Here is a 25072-nt window from a genome sequence, read left to right as displayed (position 1 = left end):
CACAAAGAAAAACTCCCGCCGGAGCGGGAGTTTCGAGGAGCGGCGGGACAGCCTCAGGGGCGGTCGTCGACTTCCTTGGCCTGCGGCGGGATCAGGTCCTCGGCCGAGAGCTTCAGCCAGATCAGCACCACGTCGGCGATGTAGATCGACGAGTAGGTGCCGGCCAGCACGCCGACGAACAGCGCGATGGAGAAGCCGAACAGGTTGTCGCCGGCGAAGAACAGCAGCGCGGCGATGGCCAGCAGGGTGGAGATCGAGGTGGCCAGTGTCCGCAGCAGGGTCTGGCTGGTCGAGATGTTGATGTTCTCGATCAGGCTGGCCTTGCGCAGCACGCGGAAGTTCTCGCGCACCCGGTCGAAGATCACGATGGTGTCGTTCAGCGAATAGCCCACCACCGCCAGCACCGCGGCGAGCACGGTGAGGTCGAAGGTGATCTGGAAGAACGACAGCACGCCCATCACGATGATGGCGTCGTGGATCAGCGAGAGAATGGCGCCCACGGCGAACTTCCACTGGAAGCGGAAGCCGACGTAGATGAGGATGCCGCCCAGGGCCAGGAGCATGCCCAGGCCGCCCTGGTCGCGCAGTTCCTCGCCGACCTGCGGGCCGACGTATTCCACGCGCTTGAGGCTGGCCGGGTTCTGGGTGTCGGCCTGCTGCAGCGCCGCGGCGACCTTCTTGCCCAGCTCCGGGTCTTCGCTGGGCATGCGCACCAGCACGTCCCTGGTGTCGCCGAAGCTCTGCACCACGGCCTCGGCGTAGCCGGCCTTGACCAGCTCGTCGCGGACCTTGCCCAGGTCGGCCGGCTGCTGGTAGTTCAGCTCGATGAGGGTGCCACCGGTGAAGTCCAGGCCGAAGTTGATGCCCTTGGTGATCCAGCTGCCGAGGGCGATCAGGGTGAGGACCAGGGTGGCGGCGAACGCGATGTTGCGCACGCCCATGAAGTTGATGGTACCGATCTTGATATTCATCTCATGATCCCCCTTAGATCCACAGCTTCTTGAAGTCACGCCCGCCGAAGATCAGGTTGACCATTGCGCGGGTGACCATGATGGCCGTGAACATCGAGGTGAGAATGCCCAGCGACATGGTCACGGCGAAGCCCTTCACCGGGCCGGTGCCCATGGCGTAGAGGATGCCGCCGACCAGCAGCGAGGTCAGGTTGGCGTCGACGATGGCGGTGAAGGCGCGGTTGAAGCCTTCGTGGATGGCGCGCTGCACCGACATACCGCCAGCCAGCTCCTCGCGTATCCGCGAGAAGATCAGCACGTTGGCGTCCACCGCCATGCCCATGGTCAGCACGATACCGGCGATGCCCGGCAGCGTCAGGGTCGCGCCGAGGATCGACATCAGCGCCACCAGCAGGACCATGTTGAAGGCCAGGGCGACGGTGGCGATCACGCCGAAGAAGCGGTAGATGACGATGATGAACAGCGACACGAACACCATGCCCCACAGGGAGGCGTCGATGCCCTTGGCGATGTTGTCCGCACCCAGGCTCGGGCCGATGGTGCGCTCCTCGGCGAAGTACATCGGCGCGGCCAGGCCGCCGGCGCGCAGCAGCAGGGCCAGTTCCGAGGACTCGCCCGGGCCGTCGAGGCCGGTGATGCGGAACTGGTTGCCCAGGGCCGACTGGATGGTCGCCAGGCTGATGATCTTCTTCTCTTCCTTGAAGGCCGGGACGGCGACTTCCTGCTCGACGCCGTCGACCACCTGCTTGGCGTAGCGGGTGATCGGCTTCTGCTCGATGAACACCACGGCCATGCTGCGGCCGACGTTGTTGCGGGTGGCGCGGTTCATCAGCTCGCCGCCGTGGCCGTCGAGGCGGATGTTCACCTGCGGGCGGCCGTTCTCGTCGAAGCTGGCGCTGGCGTCGGTGACCTGGTCGCCGGTGATGATCACGCTGCGTTCCAGGGCCACCGGCGGACGGCGCGGCTCGCGGAATTCGAAGGTCTCGGTGGCCGACTTGATGGCGTCGGGCTCGGCGGCCAGGCGGAACTCCAGGTTGGCGGTCTTGCCGAGGATGCGCTTGGCTTCGGCGGTGTCCTGCACGCCCGGCAGCTCGACCACGATGCGGTTGGCGCCCTGGCGCTGCACCAGCGGCTCGGACACGCCCAGCTCGTTGACGCGGTTGCGCACGGTGGTGAGGTTCTGCTTGATCGAGTATTCGCGGATTTCGGCGAGCTTGGCCGCGGTCATGGCCAGGCGCAGCACCTGCATGCCGTTGCGCGAATCCTGGGTCACCTCGAAGTCGCGGTAGTCCTTGGCGATCAGCGCCTTGGCCTTGTCCAGCGATTCGTCGTCGGTGAAGCCCAGCTGGATGGCGCGGTCCTGCACCGGCAGGCTGCGGTAGCGCAGGCGCTCCTTGCGCAGGGCGCTCTTGATCTCGCTCTCGTAGACGTTCAGGCGGGCGTCGACAGCCTTGTCCATATCCACTTCGAGGAGGAAGTGCACGCCGCCGGAAAGGTCGAGGCCCAGCTTCATCGGGTGGGCAGCGATGCTGCGCAGCCAGTTCGGGGTGGTCTGCGCCAGGTTCAGGGCGACCACGTAGTCGTCGCCCAGGGCGCGACGCACGATGTCCTTGGCGGGAAGCTGGTCTTCCTGCTTGACCAGGCGGATCAGGCCGCTGTTCTTGCCGAGGCTGCCCGCCTTGACGGCGATGCCCGCGTCGGTCAGCGCCTTGCTGGCCTTGTCGATGTCGGCCTGGGTGATCTGCAGCGCGCTGCTGGCGCCGCTGACCTGCACGGCCGGATCGTCCGGGTAGAGGTTGGGTGCGGAATAGATGAAGCCGACGGCAAGCACCGCCAGGATCAGCAGGTATTTCCACAGGGGATATTTGTTGAGCATTGATACCGCCCGTTATGACGCGGGGCGCTTCATGCGCCCCGTCTATTGGTTTTCTTTGCCTGGAACTCAGATGGCCTTGAGCGTGCCTTTCGGCAGGGTCGCGGCGATGGCGCCCTTCTGGAACTTCAGCTCGACGTTGTCGGCGACCTCGACGACCACGAAGTCCTCGGCGACTTTCAGCACCTTGCCGGCGATACCCGCGGAAGTGACGACTTCGTCACCCTTCTGCAGGCTGGACAGGAGGTTCTTGTGCTCCTTGTTACGCTTGGCCTGCGGACGCCAGATCATCAGGTAGAAGATGACCAGGAAGCCGACCAGGAAGACCCACTCAAAACCAGTGCCCATCGGGCCTGCGGCGGCCGCGGGAGCAGCGGCGTCGGCGTAGGCGGCGGGAATCAGAAAGCTCATCGGATACTCCTGTCTCTATATTCTTTTGGAAAATCGGGATCAATCGCCCAACGGCGGCGTCGGAAGGCCGCGTTTGGCATAGAAGGCGTCGACAAAGGCGGCCAATGTACCCTGTTGGATTGCCTCGCGCAAACCAGCCATAAGCCGCTGATAATGCCGCAAGTTATGGATGGTATTGAGCATGCTGCCGAGCATTTCCCCGCACTTGTCCAGGTGGTAGAGGTAGGCGCGGGAGAAGTGCTTGCAGGTGTAGCAATCGCAGGTCGCATCCAGCGGCGACTCGTCGTGCTTGTGCACGGCGTTGCGGATCTTGATCACCCCGGTATCGACGAACAGATGGCCGTTGCGCGCGTTGCGCGTGGGCATCACGCAGTCGAACATGTCGACGCCGCGGCGCACACCTTCCACGAGGTCCTCGGGTTTGCCCACCCCCATCAGGTAACGGGGTTTGTCGGCCGGCATGCGCGGCGGCAGGAAGTCCAGCACGCGGATCATCTCTTCCTTCGGCTCGCCCACCGACAGGCCGCCGATGGCCAGGCCGTCGAAGCCGATCTCCTGCAGGCCTTCCAGCGAGCGCATGCGCAGTTCCTCGTGCATGCCGCCCTGGACGATGCCGAACAGCGCCGAGGGGCTGTCGCCATGGGCGATCTTCGAGCGCTTGGCCCAGCGCAGCGACAGCTCCATGGAGCGCTTGGCCACGTCGAACTCGGCCGGGTACGGGGTGCACTCGTCGAAGATCATCACGATGTCCGAGCCCAGCGCGCGCTGCACCGCCATGGACTCCTCGGGGCCCATGAAGACCTTGGCGCCGTCCACCGGCGAGGCGAAGTACACGCCCTCTTCCTTGATCTTGCGCAGCGCGCCCAGGCTGAACACCTGGAAACCGCCGGAGTCGGTGAGGATCGGCCCCTGCCACTGCATGAAGTCGTGCAGGTCGCCGTGCTTGCGGATCACCTCGGTGCCCGGGCGCAGCCACAGGTGGAAGGTGTTGCCGAGGATGATCTGCGCGCCTATGCCCTCGATGTCGCGCGGCAACATGCCCTTGACCGTGCCATAGGTGCCCACCGGCATGAACGCCGGGGTCTCGACCACTCCGCGGGGGAAGCTCAGGCGGCCGCGCCGGGCCTTGCCGTCGGTGGCCAGCAGTTCGAACTTCATGAAACTCATGGATCAGTCCTCGGGCCCGCGCGGCGCGGGGTTGCGGGTGATGAACATGGCATCGCCGTAGCTGAAGAAACGGTACTCGTGCTCCACCGCCGCAGCGTAGGCGGCCATGGTCTGCGGGTAGCCGGCGAAGGCCGAGACCAGCATCAGCAAGGTCGACTCGGGCAGGTGGAAGTTGGTCACCAGGGCATCGACCACATGGAAGGGCCGGCCCGGGTAGAGAAAGATGTCGGTGTCGCCGCTGAAGGGCTTGAGCTGGCCGTCGCGGGCCGCGCTCTCCAGCGAACGCACGCTGGTGGTGCCGACGGCGATCACCCGGCCGCCACGGGCGCGGCAGGCGGCCACGGCGTCGACCACGTCCTGGCCGACCTCCAGCCACTCGCTGTGCATGTGGTGGTCTTCGATCTTCTCCACGCGCACCGGCTGGAAGGTGCCGGCGCCGACGTGCAGGGTGACGAAGGCGGTGTCCACGCCCTTCTCGCGGATGGCCGCCAGCAGCCCTTCATCGAAGTGCAGCCCGGCGGTGGGCGCGGCCACGGCGCCGGCGCGCTCGGCGTAGACGGTCTGGTAGCGCTCGCGGTCGGCGGCCTCGTCGGGCCTGTCTATATAGGGAGGCAGCGGCATGTGCCCGACGCGCTCCAGCAGCGGCAGCACGTCTTCGGCGAAGCCCAGTTCGAACAGCGCGTCGTGGCGCTGCAGCATCTGCGCCTCGGCGCCGCCGTCGATGAGGATCTTCGAACCCGGCTTGGGCGACTTGCTCGAACGCACGTGGGCCAGCACGCGGCGGCTGTCCAGCACGCGCTCGACGAGGATTTCCAGCTTGCCGCCGGACTCCTTCTGGCCGAACAGCCGCGCCGGGATCACCCGGGTGTTGTTGAACACCATCAGGTCGCCCGGCCGCAGGTACTCCAGCAGGTCGGCGAAGTGACGGTGGCTGAGGGCGCCGCTCGGCCCGTCCAGCACCAGCAGGCGGCTGGCGCGACGTTCGGCGAGCGGATGGCGGGCGATCAGGGCCTCGGGCAGATCGAAATGGAAGTCGGCGACGCGCATGGGGTATATCTCGAAGGGCCGGATATATTACTGGAATTGCGATGGCATCGCCACGCGGGTGGATTGACCGGTACCGAGGGCCTCCCTATACTGCCGCGCCATTGCCTCGGTGGCGGAATGGTAGACGCGGCGGATTCAAAATCCGTTTCTGGCGACAGAGTGAGAGTTCGAGTCTCTCCCGGGGCACCATCCAGATTCCCAGCGAATCTCGGAACACCAGAAGAACCGGCCATCGAGCCGGTTTTTTGTTGCCTGCCCTTCCCCGCCCTTCCCTCTGCAAGCCCCTTCGGGCTCCGCCATGCCGCGTCGCGCCCCGCGAACGGGGCGGCGGCTCCAGCCCATGCCCCGCCTCTTCGCCAATCGCCGGTTTTTTTACTACTCTGCTCGGCAACCCGAGGTGTCCGCATGGCGAACATACTGCTTGCATGCATTGAACCCCTGTTCAGCGCCGGTGCCAGCTCCGCCCTGAAAGACCAGGCGCATGAGGTTCCCACCTGTGTGTCCAACGGGGCCGCCGCGATAGCCGCGCTGCGGAGCACTGCGCCGGACCTGCTGGTGCTCGACTTCATGCTTCCGGATACCAACGGCACCGAAGTCCTGCAGTGGCTGCGGCAAAGCGGACGCAACCTCCCCGTGCTGGTCCTGGGAAACGACTACCAGCCCCATTTCATCGATCTCGCCCGCCAATACGGGGCAGCCGGGTACCTGTCCAGGTCCGAGCCGCCCGAGCAGTTGCTTCTCGCGGTTCGGACGCTGCTCAGTGGCCGGACCTTCTTTCCGCGCCATGCCTTCGAGGATGTGTCGCGGCGCCCGGGCGACCGCCAGGAGAGCCGGCTGCTGGCCACCCTGTCACCCCGCGAGCTGACCGTGATGAAGCAACTGGCGCAGGGCAACCCGATCAAGTCCATCGCCGCCACGATGAAGCTGAGCCCCAGCGCCGTCAGCACCTACAAGACGCGCCTGTTCCAGAAGCTGGACCTGCACTCGAACGCGGACCTGCTGGCGTTCGCCTGGCGGCATGGCGTCGCCCCCGCCGCGGGCCTGGGGAAAATGCATTTCGCCAGCGGGCAAGGCCCGCGCCTGCAGGAATTCATCGAAATGCTGCCTTTCCCGACGGCACTGCGCGCGCGGGACGGGGCCCTGCTGCTGTGCAACCAGGGCTTCGCCGACCTGCATGGTCTTTCCCGGCAGGCGTGCCTGGGCATGGAGATCGCTCCCAACGGAATCGTAGGGGAACAACTCACCGAGCAGGTGCGTCGTGGCTATCTCAAGGCCGTGGCCGACGCCAGGTCCTTCGTGTCGGATTTCGTGGCCCACTTCCCCCAGGGCCCCCGCACCGTCCGGGTCTGGGGCGTGCCCCACCGGGACGAAAGCGGCCAGGTGCTCGGCATGCTGTGCGCGATCGTGGATGTCAGCGACTTCGACAGCGAAGTGGCACAACTGACGCAAGCGCAGCAGCGAATGCTCTCCCTGCGGCAGCTGCGCACCCATTTTTTCATCGCCGAATGCAAGCGCTTCGAAGAGCAGCTATCGATCCTGGAAGAGCAACTGGCCGACCTGGCGAAAAGCACCCCGGAGGCGGCTTCGCTGCGAAACCCCGTCGGCATGCTCAAGCGACATACCGAGCTGCTGCTGGAACTGGCCGAACTGGACCAGGGCAACAGGGTTCCGCTACCGGAGACCTGCGACCTGAACGCGCTCACCAACCAGGCGCTCGAGACCTTCGCCAGGCGCTACGCCGCCAGCGTGACGCTCTCGCTGCCGCAAACGGCGACATGTGCCTGGATGGACGCCGGACTGTACGGCGAACTGTTGGCGACGGCCCTGGCCTTCGTCAGCGCGGAGTCCTCGGCGAACCTGCATGTGGAAGCACGGCAGGAATACCGCGGCCACGGCGAGTCCGTCTGGCGGATCGACGTGAACACGCCGGATGCCGGCATTCCCTTCGACAGGTTCGACGCCCATCTCGGCCTGGCCTGGCGCCTGGCGCCCCTGCTGCGGGCCTCGCTGACGTTTTCCGGCTTGCCCCTGCGGCTGCCCTGCGTCATCGAATTGCAGTTGCTCTCCGGCCCTGAACCGCCTTTCGGTCCGCCGCCCTCGCCGTCGACGTAGCGCAATCGCTACAACGATCCCGGCGCATCACGACAGCCACACGAAGCCTTCGGCCATAGCCTGCCCCCATCGTTTTCTTGGGAGCAGACATCATGTTCGGATTCAGCGCTCATAGCCTTCGAACGAACGCCAGAGGCCGCGGCCGGCGTGGCCGCCCCTCGCAAGCCACCTGGCTGCTCATCGCCCTGGCCTGCTGGCTGTTCGCCGCAATGGTCAACGCCAGCGAAAGCCAGCAGCTTCTGGGCACCGCCCATGCGGCCTATCTCGCCGGCGATTTCCAGGGCGCCGACCGCCTCCTCGACAAACTCCTGGCCAAGGGCACCAGCAGCGGACGGCTCGAAATGGAACTGGCCCTGGTCGACGACGCCCTGGGCAGGCCGCAGCAGGCACGGCGCCACTACGACCGGCTGGGCCGCTCCGTCTGGAGCGACCTGGTCGCCCTGCCTTCCGCCGCCAACCTGGCCGCCCTGGGGCGCTACCGCGACGCCGACCGTGCCTTCGCGCAAATCGCCTCGAAGGGCGCGAACGCCGATGAGAAGGCCTATGCGCAGCTCTGGCGGCTATGGCTGGTCACGCGCGACAACGCCTCCTCCAGGCGCGCCCGCGACACGGCGTTCAAGCGCCTGCTCGCCGCAGTGCGGCCCGACGACGCGGCGCAGCACGCGCTGGTCGAGCTGTATCGCGGCAAGGCCGACTCCGCCAGTGTTTTCGCGGCGATCGACCGGATGCCGCTGACGCTGCCGCAACGCCGGGCCCTGATCGCCGAAGCCACCCTCTTCGCCGGCGGCTACCTGCAAGGCATGCGTAACGACGCTGCCGCTGCCCGATGGCTCTACCAGGTGGAGCTGGGGCTACCGCCGGTGGCCTGTCCGGAGCGCCCGCTGATTGCCCAGGCGGCACGCGCCCTTCCCCCTCTCCCCACCTCGAACGCCCGCTGATCCCGGATCAGGGGCCTCTCACCATTTGCGGGGAGCTCCCCGCAAGGAGTCTCTCATGAACAAGTCATTCCGACTGGTCTGGAGTGCGGCGCGCCGCGCCTGGGTAGTCGCCAGCGAATTCGCCAGAAGCCACGGCAAGCACCGCAACCGCGGCCTGGCCGGCGCAGTGGGCCTGCTTTCCTCCGCCTGCCTGGCGCTGTTCGGCATTCCTGCCGGGGCGGTCACCGAAGCCGAGATCGAGGGCGACGACAAGGCCAGCGCCAGCCAGGTGGTCCAGCCGCGCGCCGAGGTGCGCCTGGGCGCCATGCTCACCAGCGTGCAGGAAGGCACCGGCGCCAGTGCGTCAGGTGTAAACAGCACGGCCCTGGGCGACTACGCCACGGCATCGGCAAGCCACGCCACCGCCGTCGGCCCGTGGGCGGCCGCCTATGGCGACAACAGCGTGGCGCTTGGACGAAATACCGAGGCCAAGGGCGACAGCAGCCTGGCCATCGGCCGCAACGCCGCCACCAGCCAGGCCAGCAGCACCGCCCTGGGCGCGTACTCCTCGGCATCGGGCCTGGCCAGCACGGCGATCGGCAAGGGAGCCAGCGCCCAGGGCGAGCACAGCACCGCGCTGGGCCTGGATTCGCAGGCGGCCGGCGCCAATGGCCTGGCCCTGGGGGCCTGGGCTGGCGCCAACCATGCCAACTCGGTAGCCCTGGGTGCCGGCTCGGCGACCGACAGGAACGATAGCGTCTCCATCGGCAACGCCAACCTCGATCGCCAGTTGACCCATGTAGCCGACGGCACCCAGGCCAACGACGCCATCAACCTTTCCCAGCTGGAGACGCTGCGCCAGCAAGGCGAAGCAGCGCTGCAGTCGGTTTCCGACTGGCTCAGCGACGTCTATGAAAGCGGGACGAAGTATTTCCAGGCGAACTCCGACAAGGCGATGGCCCAAGCCAACGGCCAGGACAGCGTAGCCATCGGCCCCGAGGCCGTGGCTTCGGGCAGCGACAGCATCGCCATGGGCAGCGCCGCCCAAGCCAGCGGCGCGAACGCCACTGCGGTGGGCGTCTCCGCCGACGCGGCGGGCGAACGCGCCCTCGCCCTCGGGGCCTGGAGCCAGGCCACGCAACTGCGCAGCACCGCCGTGGGCGGTAGCGCCGAAGCCACCGCACAGGACAGCACCGCGCTCGGCGCCGAAGCCGAAGCCGCCGCCTTGGCCAGCACTGCCGTGGGCACCTGGTCCAAGGCCAGCGGCGTCGGCAGCGTGGCCATCGGCAAGGAAGCCCTGGCCTCCCAGGGCGATGCCAGCGCCCTGGGCATCGCGGCCCAGGCCACCGGCGACGGGGCGACCGCAGTTGGCGCAAGAACCGCAGCCAGCGGCGAAAACGCCACTGCGCTGGGCAAGCTGGCCAGCGCCACCGCCGGCGGCTCGACCGCGCTCGGCACGCAAAGCTCCGCCAGCGGCGCGAACGCCACTGCGGTGGGTGTCTCCGCCGACGCGGCGGGCGAACGCGCCCTCGCCCTCGGGGCCTGGAGCCAGGCCACGCAACTGCGCAGCACCGCCGTGGGCGGTAGCGCCGAAGCCACCGCACAGGACAGCACCGCGCTCGGCGCCGAAGCCGAAGCCGCCGCCTTGGCCAGCACTGCCGTGGGCACCTGGTCCAAGGCCAGCGGTATCGGCAGCGTGGCTCTCGGCAAGGAAGCCCTGGCCTCCCAGGGCGATGCCAGCGCCCTGGGCATCGCGGCCCAGGCCACCGGCGACGGGGCGACCGCAGTTGGCGCAAGAACCGCAGCCAGCGGCGAAAACGCCACTGCGCTGGGCAAGCTGGCCAGCGCCACCGCCGGCGGCTCGACCGCGCTCGGCACGCAAAGCTCCGCCAGCGGCGCGAACGCCACCTCGGTGGGCAACCAGGCCAACGCCTCCGGCCTGCATGCCAGCGCCCTGGGCGTCTCCGCCGACGCGGCGGGCGAACGCGCCCTTGCCCTCGGGGCCTGGAGCCAGGCCACGCAACTGCGCAGCACCGCCGTGGGCGGTAGCGCCGAAGCCACCGCACAGGACAGCACCGCGCTCGGCGCCGAAGCCGAAGCCGCCGCCTTGGCCAGCACTGCCGTGGGCACCTGGTCCAAGGCCAGCGGTATCGGCAGCGTGGCTCTCGGCAAGGAAGCCGTGGCGTCGCATCAGGGCAGCGTCGCACTGGGCCTGAACTCCGCCACAGGAGCGGACAACGAGGTCTCGGTCGGCAACGCCGACCTGCAGCGCCGCATCGCCAACGTGGCCGAGGGCACCCAGGCCACCGACGCGGTCAACCTCTCGCAACTCCAGCGCCTGGGCGAAGAAGCGGCCGACGCCATTGGCGACGTAGCGGACTGGCTGGGCGACGTTTACCAGCGCGGCACACGCTACTTCCGCGCCAACTCCGAACTCCCGGACGCCAACGCCAGCGGCGAGAACGCCATTGCCATAGGCCCGCAGTCCGAATCCAGCGGCAGCAACGCCATCGCCATGGGTACGGCGGCGCTGGCCAGCGGCGAGAACGCGCTGGCAGCCGGCAACCAGGCCCACGCATCCGGCCAGCACGCGACGGCCGTTGGCGTCAGGGCGGATGCCCTCGGCGATCGCGCCACCGCGCTGGGCGGCTGGAGCCAGGCCACCGGTGAGCGCAGCACCGCGCTGGGCAGCAGTGCCGAAGCCACCGCCAGCGACGCGCTGGCAGTGGGTGTCGATGCCGAAGCGAGCGCGAACTCCGCCACCGCCGTCGGCAACTGGGCGATGGCCCATGGCGTTGGCGCCACCGCGCTCGGCAAGGAGGCCCGGGCCAGCACCCATGGCAGCACGGCGATAGGCCTGCAGGCCCAGGCGACGGGCAGCAGCGCCACCTCCGTCGGCGGCTGGTCCAGCGCCAGCGGCGCCGGCGCCAGCGCCCTGGGTGTGCAGGCGCAGGCCAGCGGTGAAAAGAGCTCCGCACTGGGTACCAGCGCGCAGGCCAGCGGTCAGCAAAGCACCGCCGTCGGCGCCTGGAGCCAGGCCACCGGCGGGCACAGCGTGGCCTTGGGCAACAGCGCCGAAGCCACGGCGCAAAGCGCCACCGCCCTGGGCGCCGAAGCCGAGGCGGCGGCCCTCGCCAGCACGGCGGCCGGCGCCTGGTCCCGCGCTCTGGGCGTGGGCAGCACGGCGCTCGGCAAGGAAGCCCTGGCCTCCACCGACGGCAGCACCGCCCTGGGCATCGCCTCGGCGGCGACAGGCCAGGCCGCCAACGCCATCGGCGGCTGGTCCGTGGCCAGCGGCGAGCACTCCATGGCGCTGGGCACCGCCAGCCGCGCCGAACACGCCCGCAGCGTGGCCCTGGGCCATGGCTCGGTGACCGATGCCGACGACAGCGTTTCGGTGGGCAACCAGGATCTCAAGCGGCGGATCACCAACGTCGCCGCGGGTAGCGATGACACCGACGCCGTGAACGTCTCCCAACTCAACGCCACCCGCGACGAAGTGAGCGAACTGCGCGGTGACGCCCTGCTCTGGGACGACTCCCTGGGCGCCTTCAGCGCCATGCATGGCAGCGCCGGCGCAACCAGCCGCTCGCGCATCACCAATGTCGAGGAAGGCCGGATCGCCGCGGACTCCAGCGACGTGGTGGTCGGCTCGCAGCTGTACCGCACCGACACCCGCGTCAGCGCCCTGGAGGACGGGATCAACCAGACCGGCGTGTCACGCTACTTCCGCGCCAATTCGGAAAAGGCCGATGCCTCTGCGGCCGGCGCGGACTCCATCGCAGTCGGACCGGCCGCCTCGGCCACCGGCACCTCGTCCATGGCCCTGGGCGACGCCGCCCAGGCGAGCGGCGAGCGCAGCATGGCCGCCGGCGCCGGCGCCTCCGCCAGCGCGGCGGACGCCACGGCGGTGGGCAGCGCCGCACAAGCCAGCGGCGAACGCAGTACCGCCATCGGCAGCGGCGCCAATGCCACCGCCAGCAACGCCGTGGCCCTGGGCGCGGACTCCCTGGCCGATCGCGACAACAGCGTTTCCGTGGGCAGCCAGGGCAACGAGCGGCAGATCACCAATGTCGCCCGCGGCACCGCCGGCACCGACGCGGTCAACGTCGACCAGCTCACGGACGCCGTCAACACCTCGGCCGGCGCCCTGAACGACAGCGTGGCGCAGGTGGACCAGCGGGTCAGCGATGTCCATAACCATGTGACCAACCTGCAGAACGGCACCGACGGCATGTTCCAGAGCAACAACAGCTCTGCGCTGAGCAAGCCGCAGGCTGTCGGCCAGGATGCGATCGCCGGCGGCGCCGGCGCCCAGGCCAGCGGCAGGAACAGCGCGGCGATCGGCACCAGGGCCCAGGCGAGCGCCGAGCACAGCACCGCGCTGGGCGAAAGCGCCCACGCCAAGGCCTCCAACTCGGTGGCCCTGGGCGCCAACTCGGTGGCCGACAGGGCGAACACGGTATCCGTCGGCAGCGCGACCAACGCCCGGCAGATCACCAATGTGGCCGCCGGCACCCAGGCCACCGACGCCGTCAACCTCGGCCAGTTGAACAGCGGCATCAGCGGCGCCAAGGCCTACACCGACGCCAGCTACCACGCCCTGCGCAAGGACATGAACGAACTGGACGACGAACTCAGTGCCGGCATCGCCGGGGCCATGGCCATGGCCAGCCTGCCGCAGCCCCATGCGCCGGGGGCAAGCATGACCTCCGCCGGCCTGGGCAACTTCCGTGGCGAGCAGGCGCTGGCGGTCGGCGTGTCGCACATCACCAAGGACGGCAAGTGGGTCACCAAGCTCCAGGGAAGCGCGGACAGCGATGGCGACGTCGGCGTCTCGGTAGGCGTTGGCTACCAGTGGGATTGACTCAGTGTGACGGGGGCGCGTCCGCGCGCCCCCGCAGGTGGAAGCCATGTTTCTCGATCCGAAGAATATCCACAGCTCTCTGATGACGACCGCCTACAACAACGACATGGCGGCCGAGCTTCTCGCCGACTACCTGAAGGGGCTGCCTGTCGCCAACCCACTCTCGCAACACCTGATCGAAGGTGTGGTGGAGGCGTTGAAGGAGACATCCCTGCACATGGAGGAAATCGCCGCACTCATAGCCACCGGCAAGCTGGCCATTTCCAGCAGTCGCTGAACAGGCCATACATTCGCCGCTCGCAACAGCGGCGCCTTTCAAGGGTTCGCTGCCACCTGTGGGCAGCGAACCCTTCGCCATGAGGGAAGCACCGGGATGGGGCTCGGACAAAACGGCATGCGCCGCGACTGGTTCGAGCATGCGGCATTGCGTACCATGCGCGTCCTCTATCCGCACCACCCGCGGCCGGCCCCACCGGCCCTGACCTCAGGAACGCCATGAAACTCGCCCGTCTGCGCGCCGACATCCTGGCCGGCCTCACCACGTCCTTCGCCCTGGTGCCCGAGTGCATCGCCTTCGCCCTGGTGGCCCACCTCAACCCGCTGATGGGCCTGTACGGCGCCTTTTTCATCTGCACCCTCACCGCCCTGTTCGGCGGCCGGCCGGGCATGGTTTCCGGGGCCGCCGGCTCCATGGCCGTGGTGATAGTGGCGCTGGTGGTGCAGCACGGCGTGCAGTACCTGCTGGCCACCGTGCTGCTGGGCGGCCTGGTGATGATCGCCTTCGGCCTGCTGCGCCTGGGCAAGCTGGTGCGCATGGTGCCGCACCCGGTGATGCTGGGCTTCGTCAACGGCCTGGCGATCGTCATCGCCCTGGCCCAGCTGGAGCACTTCAAGACCGGCGGGGCCTGGCTCGACGGCGCGCCGCTGTACCTGATGCTGGGCCTGGTGGCGCTGACCATGGCCATCGTCTACCTGCTGCCGAAGCTGACCCGCGCGGTGCCGCCGGCGCTGGTGGCGATCCTCGGCGTCGGCCTGCTGGTGTACCTGCTCGGCCTGCCCACGCGCACCCTCGGCGACATGGCGCACATCGCCGGCGGCCTGCCCGCCTTCGCCCTGCCGCAGGTGCCGTGGAACCTGGAGACGCTGCGGATCATCGCGCCCTACGCCATCCTCATGGCGCTGGTCGGCCTGCTGGAAACCCTGCTGACCTTCAACCTCACCGACGAAATCACCCGGAGCCGCGGCTACCCGGACCGCGAGTGCGTGGCCCTGGGCGCGGCCAACATGGTCTCCGGGGCGTTCGGCGGCATGGGCGGCTGCGCCATGATCGGCCAGACCATGATCAACCTCGGCTCCGGCGGCCGCGGGCGGGTTTCCGGGGTGGTCGCCGGGGTGATGATCCTGCTCTTCGTGCTGTTCCTCTCCCCGCTGATCGAGCGCATCCCGCTGGCGGCGCTGGTCGGGGTGATGTTCGTGGTGGCCCAGCAGACCTTCGCCTGGGCCTCGCTGCGGGTGCTGAACAAGGTGCCGGCGAGCGACGTGCTGGTGATCGTCGTGGTGACCGTCATCACCGTGTTCACCGACCTGGCCACCGCCGTGCTCTGCGGCATCGTCGCCGCCGCCCTGGACTTCGCCTGGAAGCACGCCCGCGAACTCTATGCCGACAGCCACCTGGAGGCCGACGGCAGCAAGTTCTATCGCCTCCACGGCACGCTGTTCTTCGCCTCCACCACGACCTTCCTGGAGCAATTCGACCCGGCCGGCGACCCGCCGCAGGTCACCCTGGACTGCCGCCACCTGAGCTTCGTCGACTACTCGGCCATCGCCGCGCTGAAGACCCTGCGCGAGCGCTACGCCAGGGCCGGCAAGCACCTGCGCGTGGTGCACCTGTCCGAGCGTTGCAAGCAGTTGCTCAAGCGCGCCGGGGTGCAGCACGGCTGATTCGGACGTTCATCCGAAAATGACCGGCAGCGCTGGCGCGCCGGGAACCCTGTGGAATAATGCCGCCCCTTTTTTGACTAGGAGGTCCACATGGTCACTCACTTCCTGATTGGCACCAGCCAGGCCGCCTGCGGCCGCAGCGACCCGAACGTGGCGGGCTCGCAGGACGTCGCGCAGGTCAGCTGCAAGACCTGCCGCCGCACCAACGCCTTCACCCAGGCGCAGGAAGCCGCGGGCAGCGCGCCCACCGTCCCGAAGCCTGCGCCGGCTGCGGCGCCGAAGAGCAAGCAGCCCGCCCGCGCCCCGGCACAATCCGGCCGCGACGCTGCCCGGCAAGCCTGGCAGGCGCGCCTGAGCGCCCTGTCCGGCAAGGCCCGCCTACCCCGCGGCAACCGCCGCGCCCAAGCTTACGTCTGATCGCCGCTGCGCTGCCGACGGTACCCGCTGGGCGCCGTCGGTATGGGCTCGGCATACGCAGTTCAGCCCACCGTCCTAGACGCCCGCGCGGACGCGGCGCTCCAGTTCGGCGATGAACTCCGCCAGCGGCATCGGCTTGCCGAACAGGTAGCCCTGCAGGCAGGGCACGCCGCGGGCCGCCAGGTAGTCGCGCTGCGCCGGCGTCTCGATGCCTTCGGCGATGACCTGCAGGTCCAGGCGGTCGCAGAGGTCGAGGATGCTGTCGAGGATGTGCCGGGAACGGCTATCGTCGTCGACGGTGGCGACGAAGCTCTTGTCGATCTTCAGGGCGTCCACGCGGAAGCGGCGCAGGTAGGCCAGGCTGGAATGGCCGGTGCCGAAGTCGTCTATCGCCAGGGTCACGCCCAGGTCGCGCAGGCAGCCGAGCAGGTCGTCGGTGGGGGTGTCGATCAGTTCGCGCTCGGTCAGCTCCAGCATCAGTTGCACCGAACCCACCGGGAAGGCGCCGAGGAAGTCCAGGCAATCGGTCAACAGGCTGCTGCTGCGGCAATTCACGGCGCTGACGTTGACGCCCAGGTGGAAACCCTCGCCCAGCAGGTGCGCGTGCTTCGGTAACTGGGCCGCCAACTGCTGCAACAGCGCGCGGGTCATGGGCACGATCAGGCCGCTCTGCTCGGCCAAGGGGATGAAGATATCCGGGCTGACCAGCCCCGCGCGCGGGTGGCGCCAGCGCATCAGCACCTCGGCGCCGATCCAGCGGCCGCTGGCGGCGTCCACCAGCGGCTGGAGGAAGGGCACGAATTCGCCGGCGTACATGGCCCGCTCGATCTCGCGGGCAGGCGTCGCCGCGCGCCCCAGCATCCAGTGGCAACCGAGGCCGAACAGCCCGCCAAGCACCGCCAGCATGGCGAACAGCGGCCAGTAGTCGTCGCGCATCACGCCCCACTGGGCGCCGGCCGGGAAGCCACCGACCACCTGGTAGGGAAAGCGCGTCGAGGCCTGGCGCGTCTCGGCCAGGGGGAAGGCGTCGGGCGCGCCCTCGTGCACCTCGCCCGCCTCGTCCATCCAGCGCGGGCCGACCCGGACCAGCAGTTCGCTGCGCTGGTCCACCAGTTGCAGGACGTTGCTCAGGTAGCGCCCGTCCACCGCCGCCAGCACGGCGGCGGGGCCTTCGGCCAGGCGGTACACGATCAGCGCGAAGTCCGGCGTCACCGCATTGCCGGGCAACAGGTTCAGGCGCCCGTCGACGAAATCGGCCGTGTTCACCGCTTCGTCGACGTTGCCGAACAGCGAGCTGCAGAACACCCGGTCGTCACGCACCAGGTTGACGGTGCGCACGAAGGGCACGGTGGCGACCTGCTCGCGCAGCACCAGCTCGGCCACGGCGCATGGCCCTTCGGCGTAGGCGATGGTGGCCCGCGCCGAGCCGGCGGCGTTGCCGAGCATGATGTCGATCAGGTGCAGCGCCTCGCTCGAGGCGAGCCCCGCTTCGCGCTGGAGGCTGACCAGGGTCTGCCAATAGATGATGCCCCCGCCCAGCAGCAGCGGCAGCAGGGCGACCAGCAGGGAAACGCACAGGCGCCAGAGCAGGCGCCGGACTTTGCTCGATCCAGGCATCCGTGTCATCCCGGGCGCCGCCGCTGTCATCGGGCTCGGCGAGCAGCCTGAGCGGGCGCCTGAAACCAGCGTAGATCATTCCGCCTGCGGCACCCTGGCCTCGGTGGCGATCGGCCAAAGGTCGTATAATCCCCGCCCTCGTCCCTGCTCCGAGCGCCGAACGACGCCATGCCCAAAGCCCAACTCCAGCCGGAGGGGAACTTCCCCCCCGCGCCCCTGCTGCGCCGCTTCGCGGCCATGTTCTACGACTTCCTGCTCTGCGTGGCCCTGCTGATGGTGGTCACCCTGCTCTACCAGCAGGTGCTGCTGCGGCTGATCCTGGGCGGCGAAAAGCTCAGGCAGCTCGCCGACCAGGGCGCTCTGGTCGGCGACCCGCTGCTGTCCAGTCTGCTGTTCATCAGCCTGTTCGCCTTCTTCGCCAAGTTCTGGACGCACAAGGGCCAGACCCTCGGCATGCAGGTCTGGGGCGTGCGCGTGCAGAACGCCGACGGCACGCCGATCAGCCTGATGCAGGCGCTGCTGCGCTTCATGATCGCCATCGGTTCCTGGGCCTGCGGCGGGCTGGGCTTCCTGTGGATGCTCTGGGACAAGGACAAGCGCACCTGGCACGACCGCTATTCGGAGAGCGTGGTGATCCAGATTCCCAAGGCGGTGCGCAAGGCGACGCAGGGGCGGGGGTGAGGCTGGGGCGTTTTTTGTAGGAGCGAGCTTGCTCGCGCAGGGGGTTTGCCGGGGGCGTAGGTGTTGGGGTTAAGAGCGCCCTCTCCCCAACCCTCTCCCTGAAGGGAGAGGGGGCTGTTCGGAGTGGGTGGGAAGTTCGGAGTCATCCTGAAACGCCTAACCTCACCCCGTCATTCCCGCGAACGCGCACTACTGTCCGGAATATTTTCGAGGGGGCGTCTGGAGGGCTTGCGGGGGCTGAAGGCACGGGTTAAACCGTTGAGCGCCAACTCAACCTCACAGCCCCCGCAAGATGTTCAGGATAAGCCGTTTTCACGATGTACTAAAAGCGCTGCCTCGTGGCGTCTTCGATCGACTGGTCGCCGAACACGGCGCCGACAAGCACAGCAAGCGCTTTGGCAGTTGGGATCACCTGGTCGCCATGGTGTATGCCCAACTGGCCGGCGTGAGCAGCCTGCGGGCGCTTGAAACCAGCTTCAACAGCCATCCCCATCAGCACTATCACCTGGGTACGGGTCCGATCCGGCGTTCCACCCTGGCCGACGCCAACGAACGCCGTAATACCGAGGTCTTCGCCCAGGTCGCGCACTACCTGATGGCGGGCGTCTGCCGGCAGTTACGCCGTGACGGGAAGGAACTGCTGTACCTGCTGGACTCCACCACGATCACCCTCAAGGGCCCTGGCTTCGACGAATGGACGCTGTCCAATCGAACCCGCTCCCAGGGGCTGAAAGTCCATGTGCTGTATGCCGAGCAGGCGGCGGCGCCGGTGCATTGCAGCTTCAGCGCAGCCAACGTCAACGACGTTGATGAAGGCAGGAGGCTGGACATCGAACCGCAGGCCACCTACGTGTTCGACAAGGGTTATTACGACTTCAACTGGTGGGCGAGCCTGGATGCCCAGAAGGCCCGCTTCGTCACACGATTCAAGTCCAATGTGCAGCTCAAGGTCCTGGCCCAGCGCGAGGTTCCCCAGCAAGACCGGGAAACGATCCTGCGAGACGAAGAGGTGAGCTTCTCCAACCGCAACCCAGGTGGCCGGCGGCGTAATCACTACACCCAGCCCCTGCGGCGGATTCTGGTGAACCGCCCAGGCGATGAGCCGCCTCTGAGCCTGGCGACCAACGACCTGAGCAGCCCGGCGGCAGAAATCGCCGAGCGCTATCGGGATCGCTGGCGGATCGAGCTGTTTTTCAAATGGATCAAGCAACACCTGAAGGTCAGGCGTTTCCTGGGCCGTAGCGAGAATGCTGTGCGCCTCCAGATTCTCTGTGCGCTGATCAGCTATTTGCTGCTGAGTCTTTACCAACGCAGAACGGGAACGCAGCAGAGCCTGTGGATGCTGATGGTGGAGGTGCAGGCGACGCTGTTTCAGCGCCCTGGTCTAGAGGCCGAACGTTACCGACGACGACAGGAGCGAATACGCGAGATCAACCTGCGTCAGGGGCAACTGTTAATAGCATGAGGCGTGCCGGACAGCAGTGCGCGAACGCGGGAACCCAGTGACTGCGGGGTTCGCGAGCAAGCTCGCTCCTACGAAAAGCAAAAGCGCGTTTGCTCTGGCTTTTGGTCTTCCAGAGAAACATCCGCGCACTCCGAAACGCCCCTTCAGAAGGCCGAGCGAAACCGGCGCTCAGGAGGTCATGCGACATGGATGTCGCGAGAGCCCCGATGGGCTACAGGGACGTACCCTCGGGGCGGGCCTCCGTGGCGGGGGAGTTCGCGAGGGTAGCCCGGCTCCATCGGGCCCGTATGTCGGGGCAAGCCTTTTTGGTTCCTTTTGTGGCGATTGACAAAAGGGACTCGCCCGAGGGGGCGAAACAAGACGGTCGGGCAGACTCGGAGCGGCGCAGAACCACCCAAGCCAAGGCAGCTGGGTTCCCGCGTTCGCGGGAATGACGGGGGGATAGATGGGCGTGCCAGCCATGTAGGACCCGCAGGCCGCGCCGAATCACCGGCCCGGCCAGCCCCGGGATATCACCCCGCCCGCTTGAGCAACCACGCCCCCAGCAGCGCACAGATCGCCGCCGGCAACAACACCGCCAACAGCGGCGGGAAGTTGAACACCTGGCTCGACGGCCCCAGCAGGTCCTGGGCGATGCGGAAGGTGAAGCCCACCAGCACCCCGGTGAACACCCGCTGGCCGAGGGTCACGCTGCGCAGCGGGCCGAAGATGAAGGAGATGGCCATCAGCACCAGGGCCGCGGTCACCGCCGGCTGCAGCACCTTGGTCCAGAACGCCAGCCAGTAGCGGTTGGTGCTCAGGCCCTGGTCCTTGAGGTAGTGGATGTATTCCCACAGGCCGCTGATGGACAGCGCCTCGGGCTCCATCACCACGGTGCTGAGCAGTTGCGGGCTGAGCTGGATGTTCCAGGCCTCCGACGGCGCGCTGACCACCTCGCTGCGCTTCTCCTGCGGGTGCAGCAGCGTGGTGCTCACCTCTTCCAGCGTCCACTGGCCGTCGCGGAACACCGCGCGCTTGGCGAAGCTGGCGCTCTTGAGCACGTGGCCCTCGGCGAAGTCGTAGCGCGTCACGCCCAGCAGGGTGCCGTCGGCCTGCACCACGTTGATGTGGATGAATTCCTGGCCCTGGCGGTGCCACAGGCCGTTGCGCGAGCTGACCGCGCCGCCGCTGCTCTGCGCCAGCGCGCGGTCGCTCTGGGCCTGGGTCTCGGTGTAGGGCACCACGTACTCGCCGATCAGGATGCCGGCGAACATCAGCACCAGCATCGGCTTCATCACCGCCCAGACGATGCGCTGCAGCGACACCCCGGCGGCGCGCATGATGGTCAGCTCGCTGTTGCTGGCCAGGGTGCCCAGGCCCACCAGGCAGCCGATCAGCGCGGCCATCGGCAGCATGTCGTAGGCGCGGCTGGGCGCGGTGAGCAGCACGTATTTCAGGGCCACGCCCAGGGTGTAGTTCTCGTCCAGGGCACCGAGCTGATCGATGAAGGCGAACAGCAGGGCCAGGCCGAGGATCACCCCCAGCACGGCGAGGATGGCGACGAAAATGGTAATGCCGATGTAGCGGTCGAGCTTACGCATGCTTGCGCTCCTTCACGGAGCGTGCGCGCGAGGCCGCCCATTTCAGACTCAGCGGTTCCCAGAAGGCCAGCAGCAGGCCGATGGCCAGGAAGATCGCATGCACCCACCACAGCCCCAGGGCCATGGGGATCTTGCCCTTGTCGAGCATGCCGCGGGCGGCGATCAGCAGCGCCAGGTAGGCCATGTACAGCAGCACCGCCGGCAGCAGCTTGAGGAAGCGGCCCTGGCGCGGGTTGACCTTGGACAGCGGCACCGCCAGCAGGGTGACGATGAACACCAGCAGCGGGATGGAGAAGCGCCACTGCAGCTCCGAGCGCATGCGCGGCTCCTTGCTGGCGAACAGGTCGCTGGTAGGGATGGCGTCGCGGTCGTCGATCTCGCTGCTCACCTCCGGCTTGGGCAGCAGCACGCCGTAGGTGTCGTACCTGATGGCGCGGTAGTCGGCCTGGCCGGGCACGCCGTCGTAGCGGAAGCCGTCCTTGAGGATCAGGTAGCGGCTGCCGTCGGGGTGGATCTGCTGCTCGCCGCTGGTCGCCACCAGCACCGCGAGGCCGCGGTCCTGGCCGTTGCGCGGCGGGTTCTTGTCGGAGATGAACACCCCGCCGAGCTGGGTGCGGTCGTTGCTCAGCTGCTCGGTGTAGGTCACCCGCGAGCCGTCGCGCATCGACTGGAAGCGGCCCGGCGCCAGGGTGTCGAACTCGGTCATGGCGTCCTGCTTGTTCAGGATCAGCTGCATCTGGGCGATGCCCTGGGGCGCCAGGGACAGGCTCAGCCAGGCCACCAGCAGGGCGATCAGCGCCGCCGGCGCCATGCTGTAGGCCAGCAGGCGCTGCTGGCTCATGCCGGTGGCGGTGAGCACCGTCATCTCGCTTTCCAGGTACAGCCGGCCATAGGCCAGCAGGATGCCGAGGAACAGCCCCAGGGGCAGGATCAGCTGGAGGAAGCCGGGCAGGCGCACGCCCATGATCATGAACAGCGAGCCGGGGTCCAGCATGCCCTGGGCGGCCTGCGCCAGGTACTTGATGAAGCGGCCGCTCATGATGATCACCAGCAGCACGGCGCTCACCGCGCTCATGGTGACCAACACTTCACGGGACAGGTAACGGAAGACAATCAAACCGGGCACTCCAGGGTTGTCACGCTCGGGCGGCTACGCTCAAACTAGCCGCCGTGAGGCACTGCCGGCCCGCATTGCAGCGGGCCGGTGAAAAATACGCGGCATTATCCTGCGATTCGCCGGGCCTGTCACTGCGCAGACACCGGGACGGGTCGCCGACCGCCCGCCACTTCGACCCTTCGCTCCGGGGACACCTTGTCATGGAATTCCTTGTAAAAAGCGTCAGTCCGCAAACCCTGAAGACCGCCACCCTGGTGCTCGCCGTCGGCGAAGGCCGCAAGCTCGGCACCGTGGCCCAGGCCGTGGACGCCGCCAGCGGCGGCGCCATCGCCGCCCTGCTCAAGCGCGGCGACCTGGCCGGCAAGGTCGGCCAGACCCTACTCCTGCAAGCTTTGCCCAACCTTAAGGCCGAACGCGTGCTGCTGGTGGGCGCGGGCAAGGAGCGCGAACTCTCCGACCGCCAATACCGCAAACTGGTTTCCTCGGTGCTGGGCAGCCTGAAGAGCCTGGGCGGCGGCGACGCCGTGCTGGCCCTGGGCGACCTGGCGGTCAAGGGCCGCGACGCCCACGGCAAGGCGCGCCTGCTGGTGGAGACGCTGGCCGATGGCCTGTACGTGTTCGACCGCTTCAAGAGCCAGAAGGCCGACGCGCCCAAGCTGAAGAAGATCACCCTGCTGGCCGACAAGGCCGACGCCCCCGCCGTCGAGCAGGGCGCCAGGCAGGCCCAGGCCATCGCCAACGGCATGGCCCTGACCCGCGACCTCGGCAACCTGCCGCCGAACCTCTGCCACCCCAGCTTCCTGGCCGACGAGGCCAAGGCCCTGGCCAAGGCGCACAAGAACCTCAAGGTCGAGGTGCTGGACGAGAAGAAACTCCGCGAGCTGGGCATGGGCGCCTTCCTCGCCGTGGCCCAGGGCAGCGAGCAGCCGCCGCGGCTGATCGTGCTGCAGTACAACGGCGGCAAGAAGGACGAGGCGCCCTACGCGCTGGTGGGCAAGGGCATCACCTTCGACACCGGCGGCATCAGCCTCAAGCCCGGCCTGGGCATGGACGAGATGAAGTTCGACATGTGCGGCGCCGCCAGCGTCTTCGGCACCTTCCGCGCGGTGCTGGAACTGCAGTTGCCGATCAACCTGGTGGGCCTGCTGGCCTGCGCCGAGAACATGCCCAGCGGCCGCGCCACCCGCCCCGGCGACATCGTCACCACCATGAGCGGGCAGACCGTCGAGATCCTCAACACCGACGCCGAAGGCCGCCTGGTGCTGTGCGACACCCTGACCTACGCCGAGCGCTTCAAGCCCCAGGCGGTGGTGGACATCGCCACCCTCACCGGCGCCTGCATCGTCGCCCTGGGCGCCAACACCTCGGGCCTGATGGGCAACAACGACGCCCTGGTGCGCCAGCTGCTCAAGGCCGGCGAGCACGCCGACGACCGCGCCTGGCAGCTGCCGCTGTTCGACGAGTACCAGGAGCAGCTGGACAGCCCCTTCGCCGACATCGCCAACATCGGCGGGCCGAAGGCCGGCACCATCACCGCCGGCTGCTTCCTCTCGCGCTTCGCCAAGAAGTACCACTGGGCGCACCTGGACATCGCCGGAACCGCCTGGATCAGCGGTGGCAAGGACAAGGGCGCCACCGGCCGCCCGGTGCCGCTGCTCACCCAGTACCTGCTGGACCGCGTGAAGTAATGGCAAAGAGCAATCGTTCGATGGGATCGCCGGCATGACGCGGGTCGACTTCTACGTCATCCCCAGCGCCGATCCCGACGCGCGCCTGACCATCGCCTGCCGCCTGGCCGACAAGGCCTGGCGGCAGGGTATGCGGGTGTACCTGCTGTGCGCCGACGAAACTCAGCGCGAAGCCCTGGACGCGCGCCTGTGGAGCTTCCGCAAGGAAGCCTTCGTGCCGCACAACGCCGCCGAGGAAGACGCCCAGGCCCCGGTCACCCTGGGCCTGGGCGAGCCACCGGCGGGCCGCCGCGACCTGCTGATCAACCTGACGCTGGCGGTGCCGGCCTTCGCCGGCGAGTTCTCGCGCATCGCCGAACTGGTGGTGGAGGAGCCGGCCATCCGCCAGGCGGCGCGGGAGAATTTCCGCTTCTACCGCGAGCAGGGCTATCCTTTGCAGGACCATCGCCTGCCGCGCCTCTGACGCTCTACCGGAAAAATGGACAGCCGCAAGCCACCGCAAGACCCCGACCACCTGCTCGACGACCTGGAGTCGATCCACGACCTGCTCGGCGAGCCGGATGGCGAACCACCCCTGCTCACCGAATCCTTCGAGCCGGACAACATCCCCCTGCTCTCCGACGTGGTCCAGGCCTCGCCGCGGCCGGCCCCGGCCGAGGAAGAGCCCGAGGACGACCTGCCCCCGGCGGGCCACAACCGCGAACAGGCCCGCCTGGACAGCGAACTGCGCGCCGCCGCGCAGCTGATCCTGCAGGACGTGATCGACGACTTCGTGCCGCAGATCGAAGCCGAACTGCAGCGCCGCCTGGAAGCGCGCCTGCAAAGGCTGCTGGCGCAGCGCAAACCCTGACGCCGGCCCTGCCGGCGCGATCGCGGATGAGATCCGCTCCTACGGGTCACCTCACACCACGCCCATTGTAGGAGCGCGCCCTGCGCGCGAATCGCGGGCAGGGCCCGCTCCTACAGGTTGACGCCGGACCTCCCGCCCACGCCGAACGGCCCCCTCTCCCTCCGGGAGAGGGCTGGGGTGAGGGCAACGGGGCCAACCCGAAGCCCCACCGTAACGCCCCCTGCCCATTGTAGGAGCGCGCCCTGCGCGCGATTTCGCGGGCAGGGCCCGCTCCTACAGGTTGACGCCGGACCTCCCGCCCACGCCGAACGGCCCCCTCCAGCCCCCTGATCGCCGGTGGCCGCCGCCCCT

General features: G+C 68.2%; 19 protein-coding genes and 1 tRNA gene. 12 read left to right on the top strand and 8 right to left on the bottom strand.

Annotation, left to right across the window (positions count from 1 at the left end; translation table 11 throughout):
- Positions 1-53: 53 nt before the first annotated feature.
- The 5 genes from secF to queA form a co-directional block, all read right to left on the bottom strand.
- Complete coding sequence (secF, locus tag PM1_RS05725) at positions 54-971, bottom strand: protein translocase subunit SecF (protein WP_009616157.1); 918 nt, start codon at positions 969-971, stop codon at positions 54-56.
- A gap of 13 nt (positions 972-984) precedes the next feature.
- Positions 985-2847, bottom strand: coding sequence for a protein translocase subunit SecD (gene secD / locus PM1_RS05720; RefSeq protein ID WP_009616156.1), 1863 nt, complete (start codon positions 2845-2847; stop codon positions 985-987).
- Between the two features lie 66 nt (positions 2848-2913).
- Entirely contained in the window at positions 2914-3255 is a 342-nt protein-coding gene (gene yajC / locus PM1_RS05715; RefSeq protein ID WP_009616155.1) for a preprotein translocase subunit YajC, read from the bottom strand.
- A 39-nt stretch (positions 3256-3294) separates the two neighbouring features.
- On the bottom strand, positions 3295-4413 hold the full coding sequence (tgt, locus tag PM1_RS05710; RefSeq protein ID WP_024128478.1) for a tRNA guanosine(34) transglycosylase Tgt: 1119 nt from the start codon (positions 4411-4413) through the stop codon (positions 3295-3297).
- A 12-nt stretch (positions 4414-4425) separates the two neighbouring features.
- Positions 4426-5469 (bottom strand): tRNA preQ1(34) S-adenosylmethionine ribosyltransferase-isomerase QueA, encoded by a 1044-nt coding sequence (gene queA / locus PM1_RS05705; RefSeq protein ID WP_009616153.1) that lies wholly within the window; start codon positions 5467-5469, stop codon positions 4426-4428.
- Between the two features lie 103 nt (positions 5470-5572).
- On the opposite strand from queA, the gene PM1_RS05700 reads away from it, so the two are divergent.
- The 7 genes from PM1_RS05700 (at position 5573) to PM1_RS05670 (ending at position 15723) form a co-directional block, all read left to right on the top strand.
- A tRNA-Leu gene (locus PM1_RS05700) sits at positions 5573-5658 on the top strand.
- A 216-nt stretch (positions 5659-5874) separates the two neighbouring features.
- Entirely contained in the window at positions 5875-7581 is a 1707-nt protein-coding gene (locus tag PM1_RS05695; RefSeq protein ID WP_009616152.1) for a LuxR C-terminal-related transcriptional regulator, read from the top strand.
- Between the two features lie 92 nt (positions 7582-7673).
- Entirely contained in the window at positions 7674-8519 is an 846-nt protein-coding gene (locus tag PM1_RS05690; RefSeq protein ID WP_009616151.1) for a hypothetical protein, read from the top strand.
- 55 nt (positions 8520-8574) lie between these two features.
- Entirely contained in the window at positions 8575-13365 is a 4791-nt protein-coding gene (locus PM1_RS05685; protein ID WP_024128477.1) for a YadA-like family protein, read from the top strand.
- A 46-nt stretch (positions 13366-13411) separates the two neighbouring features.
- Positions 13412-13642 carry a hypothetical protein gene (locus PM1_RS05680; RefSeq protein ID WP_009616149.1) on the top strand — a complete coding sequence of 77 codons (231 nt, stop codon included), beginning with the start codon at positions 13412-13414 and terminating at the stop codon, positions 13640-13642.
- 218 nt (positions 13643-13860) lie between these two features.
- The gene (locus PM1_RS05675; protein WP_009616148.1) at positions 13861-15306 is read left to right on the top strand and encodes a SulP family inorganic anion transporter; all 1446 of its coding nucleotides are present in this window, start codon (positions 13861-13863) and stop codon (positions 15304-15306) included.
- A gap of 90 nt (positions 15307-15396) precedes the next feature.
- Positions 15397-15723 carry a hypothetical protein gene (locus tag PM1_RS05670; RefSeq protein ID WP_009616147.1) on the top strand — a complete coding sequence of 109 codons (327 nt, stop codon included), beginning with the start codon at positions 15397-15399 and terminating at the stop codon, positions 15721-15723.
- Between the two features lie 75 nt (positions 15724-15798).
- Here PM1_RS05670 and PM1_RS05665 read toward each other — a convergent pair whose 3' ends face one another.
- Entirely contained in the window at positions 15799-17340 is a 1542-nt protein-coding gene (locus PM1_RS05665) for an EAL domain-containing protein (RefSeq protein WP_009616146.1), read from the bottom strand.
- Positions 17341-17508: 168 nt separating this feature from the next.
- On the opposite strand from PM1_RS05665, the gene PM1_RS05660 reads away from it, so the two are divergent.
- Together PM1_RS05660 and PM1_RS05655 are read left to right on the top strand one after the other, a co-directional pair.
- The gene (locus PM1_RS05660) at positions 17509-18021 is read left to right on the top strand and encodes an RDD family protein (protein WP_009616145.1); all 513 of its coding nucleotides are present in this window, start codon (positions 17509-17511) and stop codon (positions 18019-18021) included.
- A gap of 292 nt (positions 18022-18313) precedes the next feature.
- Positions 18314-19486, top strand: coding sequence for an IS4 family transposase (locus PM1_RS05655; RefSeq protein ID WP_009618623.1), 1173 nt, complete (start codon positions 18314-18316; stop codon positions 19484-19486).
- Positions 19487-19998: 512 nt separating this feature from the next.
- Here the strand turns inward: PM1_RS05655 and lptG are convergent.
- Positions 19999-21066: an LPS export ABC transporter permease LptG gene (gene lptG, locus PM1_RS05650; protein WP_009616143.1), complete on the bottom strand. Its 1068-nt coding sequence runs from the start codon at positions 21064-21066 to the stop codon at positions 19999-20001.
- A complete protein-coding gene (gene lptF, locus PM1_RS05645) occupies positions 21059-22183 on the bottom strand; it encodes an LPS export ABC transporter permease LptF (RefSeq protein WP_009616142.1) in 1125 nt (374 codons plus the stop codon). Before lptF ends, lptG begins: the two co-directional genes overlap by 8 nt.
- Positions 22184-22383: 200 nt before the next feature.
- Between lptF and PM1_RS05640 the strand changes: the two genes are divergently transcribed.
- Genes PM1_RS05640 through PM1_RS05630 form a run of 3 tightly spaced genes read left to right on the top strand, consistent with a single transcriptional unit; the run spans position 22384 to position 24721 of the window.
- Positions 22384-23871: a leucyl aminopeptidase gene (locus PM1_RS05640; RefSeq protein ID WP_009616141.1), complete on the top strand. Its 1488-nt coding sequence runs from the start codon at positions 22384-22386 to the stop codon at positions 23869-23871.
- 34 nt (positions 23872-23905) lie between these two features.
- Positions 23906-24334: a DNA polymerase III subunit chi gene (locus PM1_RS05635; RefSeq protein ID WP_009616140.1), complete on the top strand. Its 429-nt coding sequence runs from the start codon at positions 23906-23908 to the stop codon at positions 24332-24334.
- A gap of 15 nt (positions 24335-24349) precedes the next feature.
- Positions 24350-24721 carry a hypothetical protein gene (locus PM1_RS05630; protein ID WP_009616139.1) on the top strand — a complete coding sequence of 124 codons (372 nt, stop codon included), beginning with the start codon at positions 24350-24352 and terminating at the stop codon, positions 24719-24721.
- Positions 24722-25072 lie beyond the last annotated feature (351 nt).

Origin of the sequence: Pseudomonas sp. M1 (genome assembly GCF_022760135.1) — a bacterium.
Lineage (GTDB): Bacteria > Pseudomonadota > Gammaproteobacteria > Pseudomonadales > Pseudomonadaceae > Pseudomonas > Pseudomonas citronellolis.
This window is presented reverse-complemented; position numbering and strand designations above follow the sequence as displayed.

Excerpts from the sequence above, each read along its gene's own strand:
- secF (WP_009616157.1), bottom strand. The coding sequence starts at position 971 with ATGAATATCAAGATCGGTACCATCAACTTCATGGGCGTGCGCAACATC.
- secD (WP_009616156.1), bottom strand. The coding sequence starts at position 2,847 with ATGCTCAACAAATATCCCCTGTGGAAATACCTGCTGATCCTGGCGGTG.
- yajC (WP_009616155.1), bottom strand. The coding sequence starts at position 3,255 with ATGAGCTTTCTGATTCCCGCCGCCTACGCCGACGCCGCTGCTCCCGCG.
- tgt (WP_024128478.1), bottom strand. The coding sequence starts at position 4,413 with ATGAAGTTCGAACTGCTGGCCACCGACGGCAAGGCCCGGCGCGGCCGC.
- queA (WP_009616153.1), bottom strand. The coding sequence starts at position 5,469 with ATGCGCGTCGCCGACTTCCATTTCGATCTGCCCGAGGCCCTGATCGCC.
- PM1_RS05695 (WP_009616152.1), top strand. The coding sequence starts at position 5,875 with ATGGCGAACATACTGCTTGCATGCATTGAACCCCTGTTCAGCGCCGGT.
- PM1_RS05690 (WP_009616151.1), top strand. The coding sequence starts at position 7,674 with ATGTTCGGATTCAGCGCTCATAGCCTTCGAACGAACGCCAGAGGCCGC.
- PM1_RS05685 (WP_024128477.1), top strand. The coding sequence starts at position 8,575 with ATGAACAAGTCATTCCGACTGGTCTGGAGTGCGGCGCGCCGCGCCTGG.
- PM1_RS05680 (WP_009616149.1), top strand. The coding sequence starts at position 13,412 with ATGTTTCTCGATCCGAAGAATATCCACAGCTCTCTGATGACGACCGCC.
- PM1_RS05675 (WP_009616148.1), top strand. The coding sequence starts at position 13,861 with ATGAAACTCGCCCGTCTGCGCGCCGACATCCTGGCCGGCCTCACCACG.
- PM1_RS05670 (WP_009616147.1), top strand. The coding sequence starts at position 15,397 with ATGGTCACTCACTTCCTGATTGGCACCAGCCAGGCCGCCTGCGGCCGC.
- PM1_RS05665 (WP_009616146.1), bottom strand. The coding sequence starts at position 17,340 with ATGCCTGGATCGAGCAAAGTCCGGCGCCTGCTCTGGCGCCTGTGCGTT.
- PM1_RS05660 (WP_009616145.1), top strand. The coding sequence starts at position 17,509 with ATGCCCAAAGCCCAACTCCAGCCGGAGGGGAACTTCCCCCCCGCGCCC.
- PM1_RS05655 (WP_009618623.1), top strand. The coding sequence starts at position 18,314 with ATGTTCAGGATAAGCCGTTTTCACGATGTACTAAAAGCGCTGCCTCGT.
- lptG (WP_009616143.1), bottom strand. The coding sequence starts at position 21,066 with ATGCGTAAGCTCGACCGCTACATCGGCATTACCATTTTCGTCGCCATC.
- PM1_RS05640 (WP_009616141.1), top strand. The coding sequence starts at position 22,384 with ATGGAATTCCTTGTAAAAAGCGTCAGTCCGCAAACCCTGAAGACCGCC.
- PM1_RS05635 (WP_009616140.1), top strand. The coding sequence starts at position 23,906 with ATGACGCGGGTCGACTTCTACGTCATCCCCAGCGCCGATCCCGACGCG.
- PM1_RS05630 (WP_009616139.1), top strand. The coding sequence starts at position 24,350 with ATGGACAGCCGCAAGCCACCGCAAGACCCCGACCACCTGCTCGACGAC.